17 protein-coding genes and 1 tRNA gene are annotated in these 16,753 nt (G+C 61.9%); 11 read left to right on the top strand and 7 right to left on the bottom strand.

Annotation, left to right across the window (positions count from 1 at the left end; translation table 11 throughout):
• Nucleotides 1-39 precede the first annotated feature (39 nt).
• From E8Q41_RS01070 to E8Q41_RS01060, 3 genes are all read right to left on the bottom strand, one after another.
• The gene (locus tag E8Q41_RS01070; RefSeq protein ID WP_137153640.1) at nucleotides 40-741 is read right to left on the bottom strand and encodes a glutathione binding-like protein; all 702 of its coding nucleotides are present in this window, start codon (nucleotides 739-741) and stop codon (nucleotides 40-42) included.
• Nucleotides 742-1,097: 356 nt separating this feature from the next.
• Nucleotides 1,098-1,427 (bottom strand): hypothetical protein, encoded by a 330-nt coding sequence (locus E8Q41_RS01065; protein ID WP_137153639.1) that lies wholly within the window; start codon nucleotides 1,425-1,427, stop codon nucleotides 1,098-1,100.
• A 334-nt stretch (nucleotides 1,428-1,761) separates the two neighbouring features.
• Nucleotides 1,762-2,667, bottom strand: coding sequence for a LysR family transcriptional regulator (locus E8Q41_RS01060; protein WP_137153638.1), 906 nt, complete (start codon nucleotides 2,665-2,667; stop codon nucleotides 1,762-1,764).
• Nucleotides 2,668-2,764: 97 nt separating this feature from the next.
• Here E8Q41_RS01060 and E8Q41_RS01055 point away from each other — a divergent pair, with 97 nt between their 5' ends.
• Nucleotides 2,765-3,595, top strand: coding sequence for an SDR family oxidoreductase (locus E8Q41_RS01055; RefSeq protein ID WP_137153637.1), 831 nt, complete (start codon nucleotides 2,765-2,767; stop codon nucleotides 3,593-3,595).
• 136 nt (nucleotides 3,596-3,731) lie between these two features.
• On the opposite strand, the gene E8Q41_RS01050 is transcribed toward E8Q41_RS01055, so the two are convergent.
• Nucleotides 3,732-3,821 (bottom strand) — tRNA-Ser (locus tag E8Q41_RS01050).
• A gap of 261 nt (nucleotides 3,822-4,082) precedes the next feature.
• Between E8Q41_RS01050 and E8Q41_RS01045 the strand changes: the two genes are divergently transcribed.
• The 4 genes from E8Q41_RS01045 to E8Q41_RS01030 all read left to right on the top strand — a co-directional run bounded on the left by E8Q41_RS01045 (nucleotide 4,083) and on the right by E8Q41_RS01030 (nucleotide 8,123).
• Nucleotides 4,083-5,108, top strand: coding sequence for a septal ring lytic transglycosylase RlpA family protein (locus E8Q41_RS01045; protein ID WP_137153636.1), 1,026 nt, complete (start codon nucleotides 4,083-4,085; stop codon nucleotides 5,106-5,108).
• A 102-nt stretch (nucleotides 5,109-5,210) separates the two neighbouring features.
• Nucleotides 5,211-6,356, top strand: a complete 1,146-nt coding sequence (locus E8Q41_RS01040) for a D-alanyl-D-alanine carboxypeptidase family protein (RefSeq protein WP_137153635.1) — start codon at nucleotides 5,211-5,213, stop codon at nucleotides 6,354-6,356.
• A 52-nt stretch (nucleotides 6,357-6,408) separates the two neighbouring features.
• Nucleotides 6,409-7,095: a dTMP kinase gene (tmk, locus tag E8Q41_RS01035; protein WP_137153634.1), complete on the top strand. Its 687-nt coding sequence runs from the start codon at nucleotides 6,409-6,411 to the stop codon at nucleotides 7,093-7,095.
• Nucleotides 7,092-8,123 carry a DNA polymerase III subunit delta' gene (locus E8Q41_RS01030; protein ID WP_137153633.1) on the top strand — a complete coding sequence of 344 codons (1,032 nt, stop codon included), beginning with the start codon at nucleotides 7,092-7,094 and terminating at the stop codon, nucleotides 8,121-8,123. Before tmk ends, E8Q41_RS01030 begins: the two co-directional genes overlap by 4 nt.
• 33 nt (nucleotides 8,124-8,156) lie before the next feature.
• On the opposite strand, the gene E8Q41_RS01025 is transcribed toward E8Q41_RS01030, so the two are convergent.
• Nucleotides 8,157-8,987, bottom strand: a complete 831-nt coding sequence (locus E8Q41_RS01025) for a sulfite exporter TauE/SafE family protein (RefSeq protein ID WP_137153632.1) — start codon at nucleotides 8,985-8,987, stop codon at nucleotides 8,157-8,159.
• 215 nt (nucleotides 8,988-9,202) lie between these two features.
• Here E8Q41_RS01025 and metG point away from each other — a divergent pair, with 215 nt between their 5' ends.
• From metG to E8Q41_RS01010, 3 genes are read left to right on the top strand one after another with little or no spacing between them, the layout of a single operon-like run.
• A complete protein-coding gene (metG, locus tag E8Q41_RS01020; protein WP_137153631.1) occupies nucleotides 9,203-10,750 on the top strand; it encodes a methionine--tRNA ligase in 1,548 nt (515 codons plus the stop codon).
• Nucleotides 10,751-10,757: 7 nt separating this feature from the next.
• Complete coding sequence (locus E8Q41_RS01015; RefSeq protein ID WP_137153630.1) at nucleotides 10,758-11,543, top strand: TatD family hydrolase; 786 nt, start codon at nucleotides 10,758-10,760, stop codon at nucleotides 11,541-11,543.
• 9 nt (nucleotides 11,544-11,552) lie between these two features.
• Nucleotides 11,553-12,362, top strand: coding sequence for an MBL fold metallo-hydrolase (locus E8Q41_RS01010; RefSeq protein WP_246660034.1), 810 nt, complete (start codon nucleotides 11,553-11,555; stop codon nucleotides 12,360-12,362).
• 176 nt (nucleotides 12,363-12,538) lie between these two features.
• On the opposite strand, the gene E8Q41_RS01005 is transcribed toward E8Q41_RS01010, so the two are convergent.
• Together E8Q41_RS01005 and hspQ are read right to left on the bottom strand one after the other, a co-directional pair.
• Nucleotides 12,539-13,486: a phosphoribosylaminoimidazolesuccinocarboxamide synthase gene (locus E8Q41_RS01005; RefSeq protein WP_137153628.1), complete on the bottom strand. Its 948-nt coding sequence runs from the start codon at nucleotides 13,484-13,486 to the stop codon at nucleotides 12,539-12,541.
• Nucleotides 13,487-13,596: 110 nt separating this feature from the next.
• A complete protein-coding gene (gene hspQ, locus E8Q41_RS01000; RefSeq protein ID WP_137153627.1) occupies nucleotides 13,597-13,926 on the bottom strand; it encodes a heat shock protein HspQ in 330 nt (109 codons plus the stop codon).
• Between the two features lie 129 nt (nucleotides 13,927-14,055).
• Here hspQ and E8Q41_RS00995 point away from each other — a divergent pair, with 129 nt between their 5' ends.
• Genes E8Q41_RS00995 through E8Q41_RS00985 form a run of 3 tightly spaced genes read left to right on the top strand, consistent with a single transcriptional unit; the run spans nucleotide 14,056 to nucleotide 16,695 of the window.
• Nucleotides 14,056-15,114, top strand: coding sequence for a hypothetical protein (locus E8Q41_RS00995; RefSeq protein WP_137153626.1), 1,059 nt, complete (start codon nucleotides 14,056-14,058; stop codon nucleotides 15,112-15,114).
• 13 nt (nucleotides 15,115-15,127) lie between these two features.
• Nucleotides 15,128-16,162, top strand: coding sequence for a TAXI family TRAP transporter solute-binding subunit (locus tag E8Q41_RS00990; protein ID WP_137153625.1), 1,035 nt, complete (start codon nucleotides 15,128-15,130; stop codon nucleotides 16,160-16,162).
• On the top strand, nucleotides 16,159-16,695 hold the full coding sequence (locus tag E8Q41_RS00985) for a GNAT family N-acetyltransferase (protein WP_170976311.1): 537 nt from the start codon (nucleotides 16,159-16,161) through the stop codon (nucleotides 16,693-16,695). The genes E8Q41_RS00990 and E8Q41_RS00985 overlap by 4 nt, the downstream gene beginning before the upstream one ends.
• Nucleotides 16,696-16,753 lie beyond the last annotated feature (58 nt).

Genomic DNA, 16,753 nt, shown 5'->3' with positions numbered 1-16,753 from the left:
ATTCGGCGGCCCAAAGCGGACCGCCGAGAATATCTTGCATCACGCCGGATTCTTGAGCCCCTTCTGGCTCGCGGGCCGCGCCATGCAGCGTTCGTACCAGGCCATCATCGCCGGGAACGTGTCCATTTCTAGCACATCCTTGCCGCCGTAATAGAAGTCGGCGCACCAGATCCAGGGGAAGGTGGTGATGTCGGCGATCGTATAGTCGTCGCCCATGATGAACTGGCGGTCCTGGAGCCGCGCGTCGAGCACGCTCATCAGCCGCTTGGCTTCGTCACGATAGCGCTCCATGGGATAGGAATTGTTGGCGACCTTGTCGGCGGCGAATTTGTAGAAATGCCCAAACTGGCCGAACATCGGTCCGACGCCGCCCATCTGGAACATCACCCAGCAGATCGTCTCATATCGCGCCGCGGCGTCTTTCGGCAGCAGCTTGCCGGTCTTCTCCGCCAGATAGATCAGGATCGCGCCGGATTCGAACAGGCCGATCGGCTTGCCGTCCGGACCGTCAGGATCGATCAGCGCGGGAATGCGGCCATTCGGATTGAGCGACACGAATTCCGCGCTCTTCTGAGCGTTGGAGGAAAACTCGACCTTGTGCGCCTCATAGGCGAGGCCCAGCTCTTCGAGCGCTATCGACACCTTCACGCCGTTCGGGGTTGGCAGGGAGTAGAGCTGGATGACGGAAGGATCGGCCGGCGGCCACTTCGCGGTGATCGGAAAAGAAGACAAGGAGGCCATGCAAAGGTCCTGACGGGTTGGCGCGCCGGAGGCGCAGGCGTTGCGGGAGCGGCGCGACTGCGCCAGCTCACCCTCCGATGTAGGCGTTCGGACCGAAATCTCAACGGCGACCAGTCAAAAGCAAGGGGATTTTGTGTGAAAACCGCAATAAGCCGGCGCAACGCCGTCTGGAGGCCGGCGGCGCCCTTCCCACAAATCCTCGTGGAAAGGACGCTGCCGGGTCGCCATGAGGGTTTGGCTGGCAAACAAAAGGGACAATGCCTGCGCCACCCCGCCTGCGAATAATGCCGACCAAATCCCGCGAATTACAATACCCGCGCGCTTGTCAAGTGAAAACATAGTAAATTTGCGCGTCGTCAACGTCCTAACAGGCCCAGCCGGGCGGCGAGCAGACGATGACGCTCGCAGCTGCCGCCATCCGGCTTTTGCTGAGCTGTGGTGACGCCGGCCAGCATCATGCGGAAGGTTCGCCGCGCCGTCACGGGCAGGGAGGCCAACCGCTCATCGATCGCCTGCCGCACCGCCTGCATGTCCAATCCATAACCGCAGTGGTAATCGCCGCCGATGGCGAGCGCGAGATCATAGGCGTAACGGATGTCATCCTGCCGTCTGTCGGCAGTCGCCTGGTTCACCGCCAGGAACACGGCGATCCCGGCGCCTGCGCCTGTGTAGAGGAGAGAGATCATCGGAAAAGCCTTGTTCGGAAGCGCAGCGGTCATGGACAAAAATGGGACGCGACCGGTGTCCGCCGCCCGGCCGCGTCCGACAGCCCCTCATTCGCCGCGGGAGGAGTACGGCGCATGCCCTGTCTGATTGCAATCTAGCTGATTTGCGGTGCGGGCTTTTGAGTTATGTTGATTTATGGGAATATAAAATAGAGGATAAACACATAGTGCTTAATTCAGAATGATCTCAAGATTTGAAAAATTGGCGGGCCACGCCCGATCAAGATGAGCACTACGTCTACGCTATAGCCCTCTAATGCCGCCCTCACGTATCCATCTGCAAACCGTTCGTAAATCAAAGTCCAATTTGGCGGTTGGCTTCCCTCAATATATCTATAAACGCGCGCAGTGCGGACGGAACGTGACGATGGCCCGGATAGTAGAGCATCAGACCGGGCAGTGGTGGACACCAGTCCTCCAATACGGTCACAAGCCGACCTGATGTCAGCAGGTCCCGTCCGAAAGTCTCGGGGACATAGGCGATGCCGAGTCCATCGGACGCGGCCTGAATCATCAGGTCGTTATCATCCAGCGTTAGTGGACCGGATACATCCACCGACAACTCCTCTCCATGTCGGCTGAATTCCCATCGGTAGCGTTTTCCGCTCGGCAACCGCTGACGTATACAGACATGCTGGCGGAGGTCGTCGGGCGTGATCAGGGCTGCCCGACCGGCCAAATAGGCTGGCGAAGCGAGCGCGAGGAAGCGGACACTGCCCCCGACTGGCACGGCTATCATGTCCTGCGGTACGGCTTCGGCAAGCCGGACCCCTGCATCGAAACCTGCTTCCACGATATCGATAAGGCGACCGTCGGAGACAAGATCGAGTTCCACCTTCGGATGCTGGGTCATAAAGCGCGGAACGACCTGGGACAGTAGAAACCGCGCGGCGCTCTTGCTGGCATTGATCCGCAATCGTCCAGCGGCCTCGCCGCGTTCATCGGCAAGGCCATCCAGCGCCATATCGAAATCCCGTAGAACCGGGATTATGCGTTCCAGCAGGCGCGTGCCGGCTTCGGTGGGCGAGACGCTTCGGGTCGTGCGGTTGAGCAGCCTGACACCCAGAGTCCGTTCCAGCCCGATCATGGCATGGCTGAGAGCCGATCGCGATACCCCGAGCGCATCAGCCGCTTTCCTGAAGCTGCGGTGATGGGCAATGGCGGCGAAGGTTTCGACGTCGCTGAGGGTCGGTTTTGACATTGGTGAACTTCCTGCACTAGATCATCCTGTATTGGCTTCCTTATATCACCAATCATCCTGCGTTACCTTACTGCTCTCGCAACGAAAGGTGATATTCATGAGCAAGACATGGTTCATTACCGGAGCATCCTCCGGACTCGGCTACCAAATGACCGAACAAGTGCTGGCGCGCGGTGACCGGGTCATCGGAGCGGTGCGTCGCCCGGATGCTTTGGTCGATCTGCAGCGCCAGTATGGCAACAGGCTCGCGGTGGCGACGCTGGACCTCATCGATACGAGCAGCATTCGGGCGGCTGTCGATTACGCCTTCCAGAGCGTGAGCAGGATCGACGTCATCGCAAGCAACGCTGGCTACGGCCTCGTCGGCGCCGCCGAGGAAGTGACCGACGACCAGGTCGTCCGGCAAATCGCGACCAATCTCACCGGCTCCATCCAACTCATTCGCGCAGTCTTACCGCATCTGCGCCGTCAGGGCGGCGGGCGGATCGTTCAGGTTTCGTCCGAGGGCGGCCAGATCGCTTACCCCAATTTCAGTCTGTACCATGCCACCAAATGGGGAATCGAGGGCTTCATAGAGGCGGTAGCTCAGGAGGTTGCGTCATTCGGGATCGATTTCATCATTGCCGAACCTGGACCGACCTCGACCAATTTCGGAGCCGGGTTGGTCCACGCCGATCCGATGACCGCGTACGACGACACGCCGGCCGGGGAAGTTCGACGCGCGATAAGCAGCGGAAGCTTCGTTCTCAAGGGGGATGCGGGACGAACAGCCACGGCGATGATCGCGGCGGTGGATGAAGCAAAACCTGCGCTGCGGCTCGCCCTGGGCAGCACGGCCTACAATTCGATTTCGCAAGCCCTGTCGCAACGCCTGGCCGCCATAGAAGGCCAGCGCGATGTAGCATTCTCCGCAGATCGGGATTTGTAGCCGAATTCTGTAAGAAACGAGTTCCGCCGCAATATGGTGCGGCGGGTCTCTGTTCATTTTCTCAAGTCGTATAATCGGCGGTGACTGGCTGCAGTTGGAGGTAAGGCGTTCGCATAGAACGCAAAATGAGCGGTAATGGCGGATGGGGTGGGATTCGAACCCACGGTACGGTTTCCCGCACGCCGGTTTTCAAGACCGGTTCCTTAAACCGCTCGGACACCCATCCGCTTCGCCTGCCCTTTTAACAGCTTCGCGGGCCGCGTCAACACGGAGGCGTTCGTCGTTTCGCGGTTGGGAGGCGGTGTTAACCATGCGTTTACCATGACGAGCAATTTTCCGGCCTGCACCGCAAATCCGTTCGCAATTCCGCCCGGATGTTGGCATGTTTTTACCAACCGTAGTTAACAGAAACGCATTCGACCGCCCGGGACGGCGGGGCGTGTTCTGAAACGAAAAGAAGCTGGCGGCGCGGGGCGCAGAAAAGCAAATGGCGGTAAAGACTGAGCGACGCGGAGCGTCATGGGCATGCGCGGGAAAATGGGTGGCTCTGGTGGCCGTTTCCCTCTGTGTGGCCTCCTGCGGCACGACGAAATACGCGGGCAAGAAGCGTCAGCACGGCAAGGAATATTTCGCCGAAAGCGAATATGGCGTCAAAGCCAGTCCCCGCGTTTACAAGGGCAAGCATCCGCCCAAGGGCGGCGGTCGCGAAATGATCGGCAAGCCTTACAAGGTCAAGGGCAAGTGGTATGCGCCCAAGGAAGACAAGGCCTATGACAAGACCGGGCTTGCCTCCTGGTACGGCTCGGCCTTCCACGGCCGTCTGACGGCGAACGGCGAAATCTACGACCAGTATTCGCTGTCGGCCGCCCATCCGACCTTTCCGCTGCCGAGCTATGCCCGGGTCACCAATCTGCAGACCGGCTCGTCGCTGATCGTGCGGGTCAACGACCGCGGTCCCTATCATCCCGGCCGAATCATCGACATTTCCGACAAGGCCGCCGACATGCTCGACATGCGCCATCACGGCACCGCCAAGGTGCGGGTGCAATATGTCGGCAAGGCCCGCATGGACGGACGCGACCAGGCCTTCCTGATGGCGTCCTATATTCCCAAGGGCGAGCGCATCCGACGCAATCCCGGCGGCCAGATCGCAACCGGCGTGATGGTGGCGTCCAACGACGCGACGTTCACGCCGCGCCAGATCGTGCGGTCCGCGCCGGTGGTTCCGAAGCCCGCAGTCACGCAGGTCGCTTCGGTGGCTTATGCCGAGCCGCAGCAGGCCCCGAGCTGGGCGGGCGACCTCTCCGATTTCGAGACGATGGTGCAGCTTCCGGAGTTCGGCCCCATCCCGGCTGAGCGGCCTCAATACAACGAACATATCCTCGGCACGCTTTCGGCCTATGCGGAAATGCGGGTGGAAGCGGCCCAAGCTGCGCCCTTCGACGCCGTGCTCGTCGAAAAGGGCGGACTGAACGCCGAGGCGATCCGCAAGTCCGTCGACCGCCAGAACTGATCGGCGGCCTCCGCAGGCCGAGGATTTCAATTACCGCTGGCGCGGCCCTTGGCGCCTGAGCCGTTTCGCGTAGGGTGAGGCGCCACACACACTCGGATCGTCATGCCTGTCTTGCTCTATCTGTTCGTCGCGATCGCACTGTCGATCATCCATCCCGGTCTCGCCGAAGCGGCGCCGCTGGACGCCAAGGCGAAGGAAATCCTGCTGGTCGAGGAAAGCACCGGCACCGTGCTGTTCGAGCGCAATGCCGACGCCGTCATCGCGCCGGCTTCCCTGGCCAAGCTGCTGACCGCCGAATATGTCTTTCGGGAACTGAAGGAAGGCCGCCTGAAGCCCGACGCCAAGTTCAAGGTCTCCGAATATGCCTGGCGCACCGGCGGCGCCCTGTCGCGCACCTCCACCATGTTCGCCGCGCTGAATTCCGAGATCAGCGTCATGGATCTCTTGCGCGGCGTGACCGTGCATTCCGCCAACGACGCCTGCATCATTCTCGGCGAGGGGCTTTACGGATCCGACGCCGCCTTTGCCGAAAAGCTCTCGGCGCGGGCCAAGGAATTGGGGCTGGTAAACACCGTGCTCGCCAATTCCAACGGTCTTCCCGATCCCGGCAACAAGACTTCCATCCGCGATCTCTCGAAGCTCGCCATCCATGCGCGGGCCGCCTATCCCGATTATGTCGGCCTGTTCGGTGAGGAAGATTTCGAATGGAACAAGATCCGGCAGCGGAATCGGGTGGTGAAGATGGGGCTTGGTCTCGACGGCATGGCGCTCGGTTTCGCCGAAGGCGCAGGCTACGGCATCGTGGCGACGACAGAGCGCAATGGCGTCAGGCTCTATCTGGCCATGAGTGGACTGGCGTCGGACAAGGAGAGGCTCGAGGAAACCCGTCGCGTGTTCGACTGGGGCTTTTCGAGCTTCACCCGCCGCACCGTGTTTCAACAGGACGAGACGGTGGCCGAAGCGCCGGTGTTCGGCGGCGACGCCGCGCGGGTGCCGCTGAAGGCGGCGAAGAATGTCGATATTTTCGTGCCGGTCGATACGGAAGACAAGGTCCGGGCGAAAATTCGCTATACATGGCCCCTCAAGGCGCCGGTGTCGGAAGGCCAGCAGATCGGCGCCATGGAACTGAGCCTCGGACAGCGCAAGCTTCTGGAGACGCCGGTCTACGCCTCGACGGCGGTGGGATCGGGATCGCTGACCTCCAAGGCCTGGGACGGTTTGAAGGAACTGATGTTCTTCTGGCTTTGACGGATGCCGCCGGCTTGGCTATGAGCATGCAAGGCAAGAATGGAGCCCGCGCGTGGCCGCAAGACAAGGTTTGTTCGTGACGTTCGAAGGCGGAGAGGGGGCCGGCAAGAGCACCCAGATCCGGCTTCTCGCCGATCGTCTGCGCCGCATGGGCCTGGATGTCCTGGTGACGCGCGAACCGGGCGGATCTCCCGGAGCCGAAGCCGTGCGCCATGTGCTGTTGTCCGGCGCCGCCGAGGCGCATGGGGCGCGCATGGAGGCGATCCTGTTCGCCGCCGCCCGGAACGACCATGTCGAGGAAGTGATCCGCCCCGCGCTCGCCACCGGCGCTGTGGTGCTGTGCGACCGCTTCATCGATTCGTCGCGGGTGTATCAGGGCGTCACCGGCAATCTCGAGGCCGAATTCATGGACAATCTCGAAAGGGTGGCGATCAACGGGGTGATGCCCGATTGCACGCTGATTCTCGATCTGCCGGCCTCGGAAGGCCTGCGCCGGGCGCGGGCGCGCGCCAGCGGCGAAAACGCGGACGCCCAGCCCGACCGTTTCGAGAAAGAGGAAGTCTCCACCCATGAGAAACGCCGCGAGGCCTTTCTCGACATTGCCGACCGCGAACCGCTGCGCTGCCGCGTCGTCGACGCCGCCTGGCCGCCGGATGCTGTGCACAACCGCATCTTCGAGATCGTCGAGGCGCTGTTGCCGATCCAGTCTCACCGGGTGCGGGAGACCGGCGAAGCGTGAGCGCGGCTCAGACCACTCTGCTCGACGGGGCGATCGCCCCCCAGGAGAACACGCGGCTGTTCGGCCATGCCGAAGCGCAGGCGTTCCTTGCGGAATCCTATGCGAGCGGCAAGGGCCATCACGCCCTGCTGCTCGAAGGACCCGAAGGCGTCGGCAAGGCGACGCTCGCCTTTCGCTTCGCCAACCATATTCTCGCCCATCCCGATCCGGCTGGCGCGCCGACCCATCTTTCAGATCCTGATCCGGAGCATCCGATGTTCCGGCAGATCGCCCAGGGCGCCTCGCACAATCTGCTGCATCTCGCCCGTCCGGTCGACGCCAAGACCGGCAAGACGAAAACCGCCATCACCGTCGACGAAGTGCGCCGTGCGGGCAAGTTTTTCTCCCAGACCTCCGGCACCGGCAACTGGCGCATCGTCGTGGTCGACCCCGCCGACGATCTCAACCGCAGCGCTGCGAACGCCATCCTGAAAATGCTGGAGGAGCCGCCGAAGCGGTCGATGTTCCTGGTGCTGTCGCATGCGCCGGGGAAGCTGCTGCCTACCATTCGCTCGCGCTGCCTCACCGTCAGCCTGAGGCCGCTCGCCGACGGCGATCTTCTCTCCGCGCTCGCCCATCTCGGCCTTTCCGCGCCGGAGGCGGTCCGGGACCGGCTGCTCGCAATGGCTGGCGGCTCGGTGTCGCAGGCGATCAAGCTCCTGAACTACGGCGGACTGGATGTGCTGGACGCGATGAGGGCGGCGCTGTCGCAGCAGGGACCGGCCCAGCGCCGCGCCATTCATAAGCTTGCCGATGTCGTGGCCCAGAAGGATGGCGACATCCTCTATGAATTCTTCATCGACCAACTCGGCATGGAAGTCTTCGGCCGGGCGCGCGCTGCGGCTCTGGAGGGAGACGTTGGGAGAGCGTTCGACCTGTCGCAACTGAAGGCGACGATGGACGAGCAGATCAATGCATCCGACGCCTATAATCTCGAACGCAAGCAGACCGTCATAACGTTGATGGGTGAAATCGCGGCGCGCTTGTGAAACGGTTTGCGGTTTTGACGACGCTCCGCAGCGTCAGGCGAGAACCAGCTTGAGCGCCACCAACGCCAGCGTCGCGGCCAGGAACGGCCGGATCAGCCGGTCCGGCATGCGCGGGGCGATATGGCTGCCGATGATGATGCCGGGGATCGAGCCAATCAGCAGCGAGATCAGCATCATCCAGTCGATCTCGCCGATCATCCAGTAGCCGATGCCGCCGACCAGCGTCAGCGGCACGGCATGCACGATGTCGGAACCGACGATGTCGCGGATCTGCAGACGGGGATAGAGCATCAGCAGCACGGTGACGCCGAGCGCGCCGGCGCCGACCGAGGTCAGGGTGACCAGAGTTCCGAGCACAATGCCGAGGGCGAATGTCAGCAGCGTCACGGTCGATGTAGAAACCGGCGGCTTATGTTGTCTCCATTCGGTGACGCGGTCGACGATGGTGTTGCGGAACAGCAGCAGGAAGGCCGTGAGGAACAGCATCCAGCCGAGCGAATAGGTGATGAGCGAGACCGCAGCGAGGCTTTTGCGGTCGATCCCGGAGAGCATATAGAGGGTCACGAGCGCGGCCGGGACGCTGCCGAGACCGAGGGTCCGAACGATCGCCCAATTGATCGTCTTGTTCGCGCCATGCACGGCCGTGCCGGCGCTCTTGGTGATGGCGGCGTAAAGAAGATCCGTACCGACGGCGGTGGCTGGGTGCACATTGAACAGCACCACCAGTAGCGGGGTCATCAGCGAGCCGCCGCCCACTCCGGTAATTCCCACTAGGATGCCGACGAAAAGTCCCGATATCGAGTAAAGCGGATCAATATTATGCAGGAAGTCCAACTCAATCCCTTTCGCGCGCGATGTTCGCATCGCACTTTCCGCCTCGCCGTCTCGCGACAGGGCGCCCCACGCCTAATCGACTAGTCGCCGGGGCCGGTCAAGTCAAGCAAGTGAGCCAGTCTATCCCACGAGCGCTGCGCGCGGATGTCTTTTGATCGCGAAACTCGATTCATGTTTGCAGCCGTTAAAAATAAGGCTTAGAAGCGCTGCAACAACCGCAAACGACAAGCAAGGCATTATCGCGAATGATCGACAATTCGCCCTTTTACATCACGACCGCGATCTCCTATCCCAACGGCAAGCCGCATATCGGCCATGCCTATGAGCTGATCGCCACGGACGCTCTCGCCCGCTTCCAGCGGCTCGACGGCCGCGAGGTCTTCTTCCTGACCGGCACCGACGAGCATGGCCAGAAGATGCAGCAGACGGCGCGGGCGCTGGGCATGACCGCGCGTGAACTGGCCGATCGCAATTCCGCCGAATTCCGCCGCATGGGCCCGATCTTCAACGCCTCCAACGACGATTTCATCCGCACCACGGAAGAGCGGCACTACAAATCCGTTCAGGCGATCTGGACCAAGATGGTCGAGGCCGGCGACATCTATAAGGACAGCTATTCCGGCTGGTATTCGGTGCGCGACGAGGCCTATTATCAGGAAGGCGAAACCGAGCTGCGCGCCGACGGCGTCCGCTATGGGCCGCAGGGCACGCCGGTGGAATGGGTGGAGGAGGAAAGCTACTTCTTCCGTCTGTCCAACTATCAGGACAAGCTGCTGGCGCTCTACGAAGCCCAGCCAGATTTCATCGGTCCCGACGAGCGCCGTAACGAGGTTGTCTCCTTCGTGAAATCCGGCTTGCGCGATCTCTCTATGTCGCGCACCACCTTCGATTGGGGCATCCCAGTTCCAGGCGATCCTAAGCATGTGATGTATGTCTGGGTCGACGCGCTGACCAACTACATCACCGCCGCCGGCTATCCCGACGCCAATGCCGAACGCTGGAAGTTCTGGCCGGCCATCCACATCATCGGCAAGGACATCATCCGTTTCCACGCCGTCTACTGGCCAGCCTTCCTGATGTCGGCGGGCGTGGCGCTGCCCAAGCGCGTCTATGCGCATGGATTTATGCTCAACAAGGGCGAGAAGATGTCGAAATCGGTCGGCAATGTCGTCGATCCCTTCGATCTCGTCGAACATTTCGGCTGCGACCAGGTGCGCCATTTCTTCCTGCGCGAAGTCTCCTTCGGCCAGGACGGCTCCTATAGCGAGGAGGCGATCGCCAACCGCATCAACGCCGATCTTGCCGACAATATCGGCAATCTCGCCCAGCGTTCGCTGTCGATGGTGTCTAAGAATCTCGAAGGCGTCATTCCGGAACCCGGTCCGCTGACGCCCGAAGACGAGGCGCTGATCGCGCTCGCCGACAAGGCGATCGAGACCTGCCGCGCCGAGATGGCGACCCAACAGATCCACAAGTCGATGTCGGCGGTCTTTGCCGTGTCGTCGGAAGCCAACAGCTACTTTGCTGCACAGGCGCCCTGGGCGCTGGCGAAATCCGGCGATGTCGCCCGCATGTCGACGGTCCTCTATGTGACGCTCGAAGTCGTCCGCCAGATCGCCGTGATGCTGCAGCCTTACGTTCCGGCCTCGGCCGAAAAACTGCTCGATCTCTTCGGGGACTCCGTCACGAGCCGCGACTTCGCCTCGCTCGGCGCGAACGGCCGCGTCAAGAGCGGCGTGACCATCGCGCCGCCGACCGGCGTGTTCCCGAAATATTTCCCGCCGAAGGCATGAGGCGGGAATGCTGATCGACACGCATTGCCATCTGGATTTTCCGGATTTCGACGCCGAGCGCGACGAGCTGATCGCGCGGGCTCGGGCGGCCGGCGTCGGCCAGATGATCACCATCTCCACGCTGGTGCATCGCTTCGAGCGTATCAAGGCGATCGCGGAGACCTATGAGCAGGTGTTCTGCTCGGTCGGCACGCATCCCAACCATGCGCATGAGGAGCCTGACATCCAGACCGATGAACTGGTCGCCCTGTCGGAGCACCCGAAATGCGTGGCGATCGGCGAGGCGGGTCTCGATTATTTCTACGACTATGCGACGCCCGAACAGCAGGCGACGGGTCTGCGCCGGCATATCGCCGCCGCCCGCATCACCGGCCTGCCGCTCGTCATCCATTCCCGCGCCGCCGATGACGACATGGCGGCGATCCTGAAGGACGAGACCGAGCGGGGCGGGGCCTTCCCCTTCCTCCTTCACTGCTTTTCCTCTGGGGCGGAACTGGCGCGGGTCGGGGTCGAGCTCGGGGGGTACGTGTCTTTCTCGGGCATCCTGACCTTCCCGAAGTCGCAGGACATCCGCGACATTGCGGCGTCCGTGCCGCGCGACCGGCTGCTGGTGGAGACGGACGCGCCCTATCTCGCGCCGAAAACCTGGCGCGGCAAGCGCAACGAGCCTTCCTATGTGGTCAACACCGCCGAGGTGCTGGCGCAGACGATCGGCGTCAGCGTCGAGGCTGTGTCCGAACTTACCACCGAAAACGCCTTCCGCTGCTTTTCCAAGATGACGCGTGTCGCCTGACGGAGAACCTTGCTCATGAAGCGACGCTTTACGATTCTCGGATGCTCTTCCTCGCCCGGCGTTCCGCGCATCACCGGCGACTGGGGGGCTTGCGATCCCAGCAATCCGAAAAATCGTCGCAGCCGCGCCGCCATGCTGGTCGAGCAATGGTCCGACGACGGCAAGCTGACATCGGTGGTGATCGACACCGGCCCCGATTTCCGCAGCCAGATGGTCGCAGTCGGCGCGGAGGATCTGCACGCCGTGGTGCTGACGCACGCCCATGCCGATCATCTGCATGGCATCGATGATATCAGGTCCTTCGTCTACAAGAACGAACACCGCATGCCGGTCTGGGCCGATCCGGCGACCATGGAACGGGTGATCGAAGGCTTCCGCTATGTGTTTGAAACGCCCGTCGGCAGTTCCTATCCGCCGATCGCCCGCAGCTATGAGATCAACATCGCCAGCAGTTTCGAGGTTCCCGGCCCTGGCGGGGCGATCCCCTTCCTGCCGTTGATCCAGCACCATGGCGACGCCCATTCGCTCGGCTTCCGCATCGGCGATGTCGCCTATTGCACCGATGTCAGCGATTTTCCGGAGGAGTCGCTGGAAAAGCTCGTCGGCCTCGACGTGCTGGTCATCGACTGCCTGCAATATCGCCGCCATCCGAGCCATCTGTCGCTCGAACAGGCGATGGAGTGGATCGAGCGCATCGCTCCCAAACGGGCCATCCTCACGCACATGCATATCCCGCTCGATTACGACACCGTGATGCGGGAAACGCCTGACCATGTCGAGCCGGCATATGATGGAATGCGGATTGAGGTGGAGGTTTAGGCCGTCAATCGGCCTGTGCGGCCCTTCCATCGTCATGCTCGCCCTTGTGGCGAGCATTTGCAGCGGCATTCGTCGAATGCAACGCGTCTGTCGGCACGCCCTCGGGACAAGCCCGAGGGTGACGAGGCGAGAGGTTGTCGGGCAAGAGCCGCAACCTTGTGGCCGCGGCGTAAACCTCAGAACAGGTGTTTCAGGCTCTCGCGAATATCCGCCAGCGTCACGCCGCCCGTTTCGCGGTCGAAGCTCTTGCCGGTGATCATCTCGAAGGCGTCGATATAGACCTTCGACGCCTGCTCGACCAGTTCGGCCGGAATGGCTGGGATCTCGTCCTTATAGGGGTCGCAGCGTTCCGCCACCCAGGCGCGGATGAAATCCTTGTCGAAGCTCGCCGGACGCTTGCCGCTTTCGAGCGCCGCCTGATAGGTCTCGGCGATCCAGTAGCGCGAGGAATCCGGCGTATGGATCTCGTCGGCGAGAATGATGGTGCCCTCGGCGTCGACGCCGAATTCGTATTTGGTGTCTGCGAGGATCAGGCCTTGCGCCGCGGCGCGCTCCTGGCCGCAGGCGAACAGCTTCAGCGCATAAGACGACACGGTGTTCCACTGCTCTTCCGTCAAAAGCTTCTGGGACAGGATCTCCGCTCCAGAGAGTGGTTCGTCATGGCCGCCGTCGAAAGCCTTGGTCGTGGGCGTGATGATGGCTTCCGGGAGCCTTTCGTTGTCGCGCATGCCGTCGGGCAGGGTGACGCCATACATGGTCCGTTCGCCGGCCTTGTATTTCGTCAGGATCGAGGTGGAGGTCGTGCCGGCGAGATAGCCGCGCACCACGATTTCCACCGGCAGGATCTCCAGCCGCTTGCCGATAACCACATTCGGATGCGGGTAGGAAATCACGTGATTGGGGCAGATGTCCGCGGTCAGTTCGAACCAATGACGCGCCGTCTGGGTCAGCACCCGGCCCTTGTAGGGAATGGCGGTCAGGATGCGGTCGAAAGCCGACAGCCGGTCGGTGGCGATGATCACCCTGCCGCCATCGGCCAGGTCATAATTGTCGCGCACTTTGCCTTTGTAATAATTCGGCAATTCAGGGATATACGCATCATCAAGCACGGGAAGCCCGGTCATCGCGCCATGAGCCTTTCAAACAGAGTTCGCTCGGCGCGGCGAGCCCGCGCCCATGGGCCGATTAATCAGCGCCAACGGCAAAGGTCAAGCCGAAACGGGGGGCCGACTCCTCAGTGAGTCTGGAGCGCCTTGGGCCGATACTGCGTGCGGCTTTCCGGCTCGAAATTCGCCAGCACCGCCGGATGCCGAAACGGATCGCCGCTTTCGTCCAGCACCAAATTCTGTTCGGAGACATAGGCCACATAGGCCGACTCCGCATTTTCAGCATAAAGATGATAGAAGGGTTGATCCTTCGACGGTCTGACCTCCGGGGGAATCGAATTCCACCATTCCTCGGTATTCGCAAATTCCGGATCGACGTCGAAAATGACGCCCCGGAACGGAAACACCCGATGCCGGACCACCTGGCCGATCTGGTATTTCGCCACTCTCTCACGCATATCCGCACCTCGATTGATAATCCGAAGATTTGGTGCGGGCGAGGCGGCTTTTCAAGTCGACGCTGGCGCGCCATAACAATCGCCAAATCATTGCCTTGCATTGGGCGATCGAAATTCAGAGGAGACATCATGGTCAATCAATGGGGTAGGGACGCTGGACCTTCCGGCGGCAATCCGGGGCGCTCGGCGGGCGCATTGATCGCGGCAGTTCTGGCTCTCGTGGTCGGAGCTGGAGGCGGGTACGGAGCCGCCCGCTTTGTTCAAGGCGATACGGGCGCCGTAGTGGCTGCGCGCGATCAGACGATCTCCGATTTGCAGGCGGATCTCGATGCGGCGAAACACGAAGCTGCAAAGGCCGGGTCCCGCGAAAAATCGCTCGAAGCCGAACTTGGCGACATGGACGCCGAGCTCAAGTCGCTGCAAAGTGAGAATGACAAATTGCGCGCAGGCTCCAGCGACGATGCGGCGCTTGCCAAGGAGATCAAGGATCTGCGGGCGCGTCTGAAGAACGCCGACAAAACCTCCCGTGATCTCGCCGCTGCGCAAACAGCCCTCGACCAGGCGGAGGCGGATCTCACCGTTGCACAGAAAGCGATTGCTGCGCGCGACGCCGCCATCAAGGATCTCCGCGCCGCACTCGCAGACGGAGGAGATATGCAGGCGGAATTGGATCGCATGACACGCGATCGTGAGGCCCTCATCGCCGAACTCAAGGAGGCGCGCGCCAATCTCGGCGACTCCGGACAATTGCAGCGCGATCTCAGAGCGTTGAGAGCCGAAGCGCAGGATCTGCAAGACCGGTTCGATAAGGAACGGGCAGCCCGGGTCAAGGCCGAAGATCAAGCATCTTCTTCAGAGGCAGATGTCGTCCGGTTGACGCGTCGGGTCTCCGAACTCGAGAAGCAGTTGGCGGAAGGAGGCCCGGTTCGGCCGCGTCCCGTCGAGCCGCAGCCTCAGCCGGTTGATCCTCAACCACAGCCGCCCAACGCGCCGCGCGACCCGGATGATGTTCAGAACGCGCTTGTCGACATGCCCGGCTATGACAATATGTCGCCGGCCAAGCAGAAGAAGCTTTTCGAGCTTCTCAGCGATGGACAATGCGTCACGGATGCGCTGAAATCTGTTTACGGGCGCGTGCCGGCTGCGGCGTTGCGCAACCTGCTGCGCGATCTCGGCGGGGCATGCTGACGAGGAGGAATGAATGGGTATCGCGACTTGGTTTTCCGCGGGGCTGGTGACGGTTTCGCTGCTGTTCGGCGCGTCTGCCGGAGCGGCGGAGCTCGAAAAGAACATCATGACCGGCGGGCCGAAGGGCACCTATATCAAGATCGGTCGCGATATCGCCGGGCTCGGCAAGGCCTGCGGACAGACGCTGAACGTGGTGGAGAGCGCCGGCTCGCTCGAAAACTTCTCGAGCGTGCGCAAGCGCAAGAACACCCAGTTCGGCATCGTCCAGAGCGACGTGCTCGATTATCTCAAGACCTTCGAGGCCAATGACCCCGAGATCCAGCAGGCGGTGAAGGGCGTCCGCATCATGTTCCCCCTCTATAACGAGGAGGTGCATGTGCTCGCCCGCAGCGACATCAAGACGATCGAGGGTCTCGCCGACAAGAAGGTCGCCGTCGGCGTGCGCGACAGCGGCACCTTCCTCACCGCGACCCTGATCCTGGATATTCTGGATGTCGACGCCCAGCAGGTGGAGATCAATCAGGACCAGGCATTGACAGATCTCAAGGCCGGCAAGATCGACGCTTTCTTCTATGTCGCCGGCGCGCCGGCGGCGCTGTTTGACAGCGACAAGATCGACGGCAAGAAATTCCACCTGCTGCCGATCACGCAGGCGCCGCTGCTCGCGACCTATATCCCGGCCAGGATCGAGGCCAATTCCTATCCGTTCCAGAAGGAGCCGGTGGATGTCGTCTCGGTCAAGGCGGTGCTGATGACCTTCGATTACGACAAGGCCCGCAACGCCTATCATCGCGAAAGCTGCAAGGCGGTGGCGGACTTCTCCAACCTGATCGTCAACAATCTCGCGCAACTCAAGGAAAGCGGCCATCCGAAATGGAAGTCGGTTGACCTGACCGCGATCCCTCCGGGCTGGAAGGTCGGCGTCTGCGTCAAGGAAGGCCTTGCGGCGGACTACAAGCCTGCTTGCGCCAAGGCGGAGCCGGCAAACGCCGAGGGCGGCGAGAACGACGATTACCTCAAGCTTCTGAAAGAGCGACTGAAACAGTGACGGTTTCCAGGTCTTCCGGCGCCAAGCGGCTCGAAGCGCCGCTCATCCGCACCGAGCGTCTGCTTCTGCGCCCCTATCGCATCGACGACTTCTCCCATCTCCTCGCCATCTACGCGGGCGATCGGTCGCAGTTCATCGGTGGACGGCTGACGCCCAGGCAGGTATGGGACGGGTTCATGAATATGACCGGCCACTGGCCCGTTCACGGCTTCGGCGGTTGGGCCGTGGAGCGTGTCGACACCGGTGAACTGGTCGGCGAAATCGCCGTGCATCATCCGGTCGACTATCCCGAAGTCGAACTTGGCTGGCTGCTGTTCGACGGTTTCGAGGGCAGGGGCTATGCGACGGAAGCGGCCTTGGCCGCGCGGGATTTCGCATTCCGCGAGGCGGGCGTGGGCAGCCTCGTCTCCTATATCGATCCGGACAACCATCCGTCGCGGCGCCTGGCCGAGCGCATCGGCGCAAAACGCGATCCTGAGGCGCCGACGCCGAACGGCGATCCCTGCCTGGTCTATCGACATCCGCAATCCTGAGATATCGAGCATCTCAAACGCAAATGGCGGGGCAAAGCCCCGCCATTCTCTTCTCCAT

Source organism: Rhizobium sp. FKL33 (assembly GCF_005222915.1).
Classification (GTDB): Bacteria; Pseudomonadota; Alphaproteobacteria; order Rhizobiales; family Rhizobiaceae; genus Rhizobium_E.
Note: the sequence above shows the minus strand (reverse complement) of the source record. Positions and strands in the feature narration are given on the sequence as shown.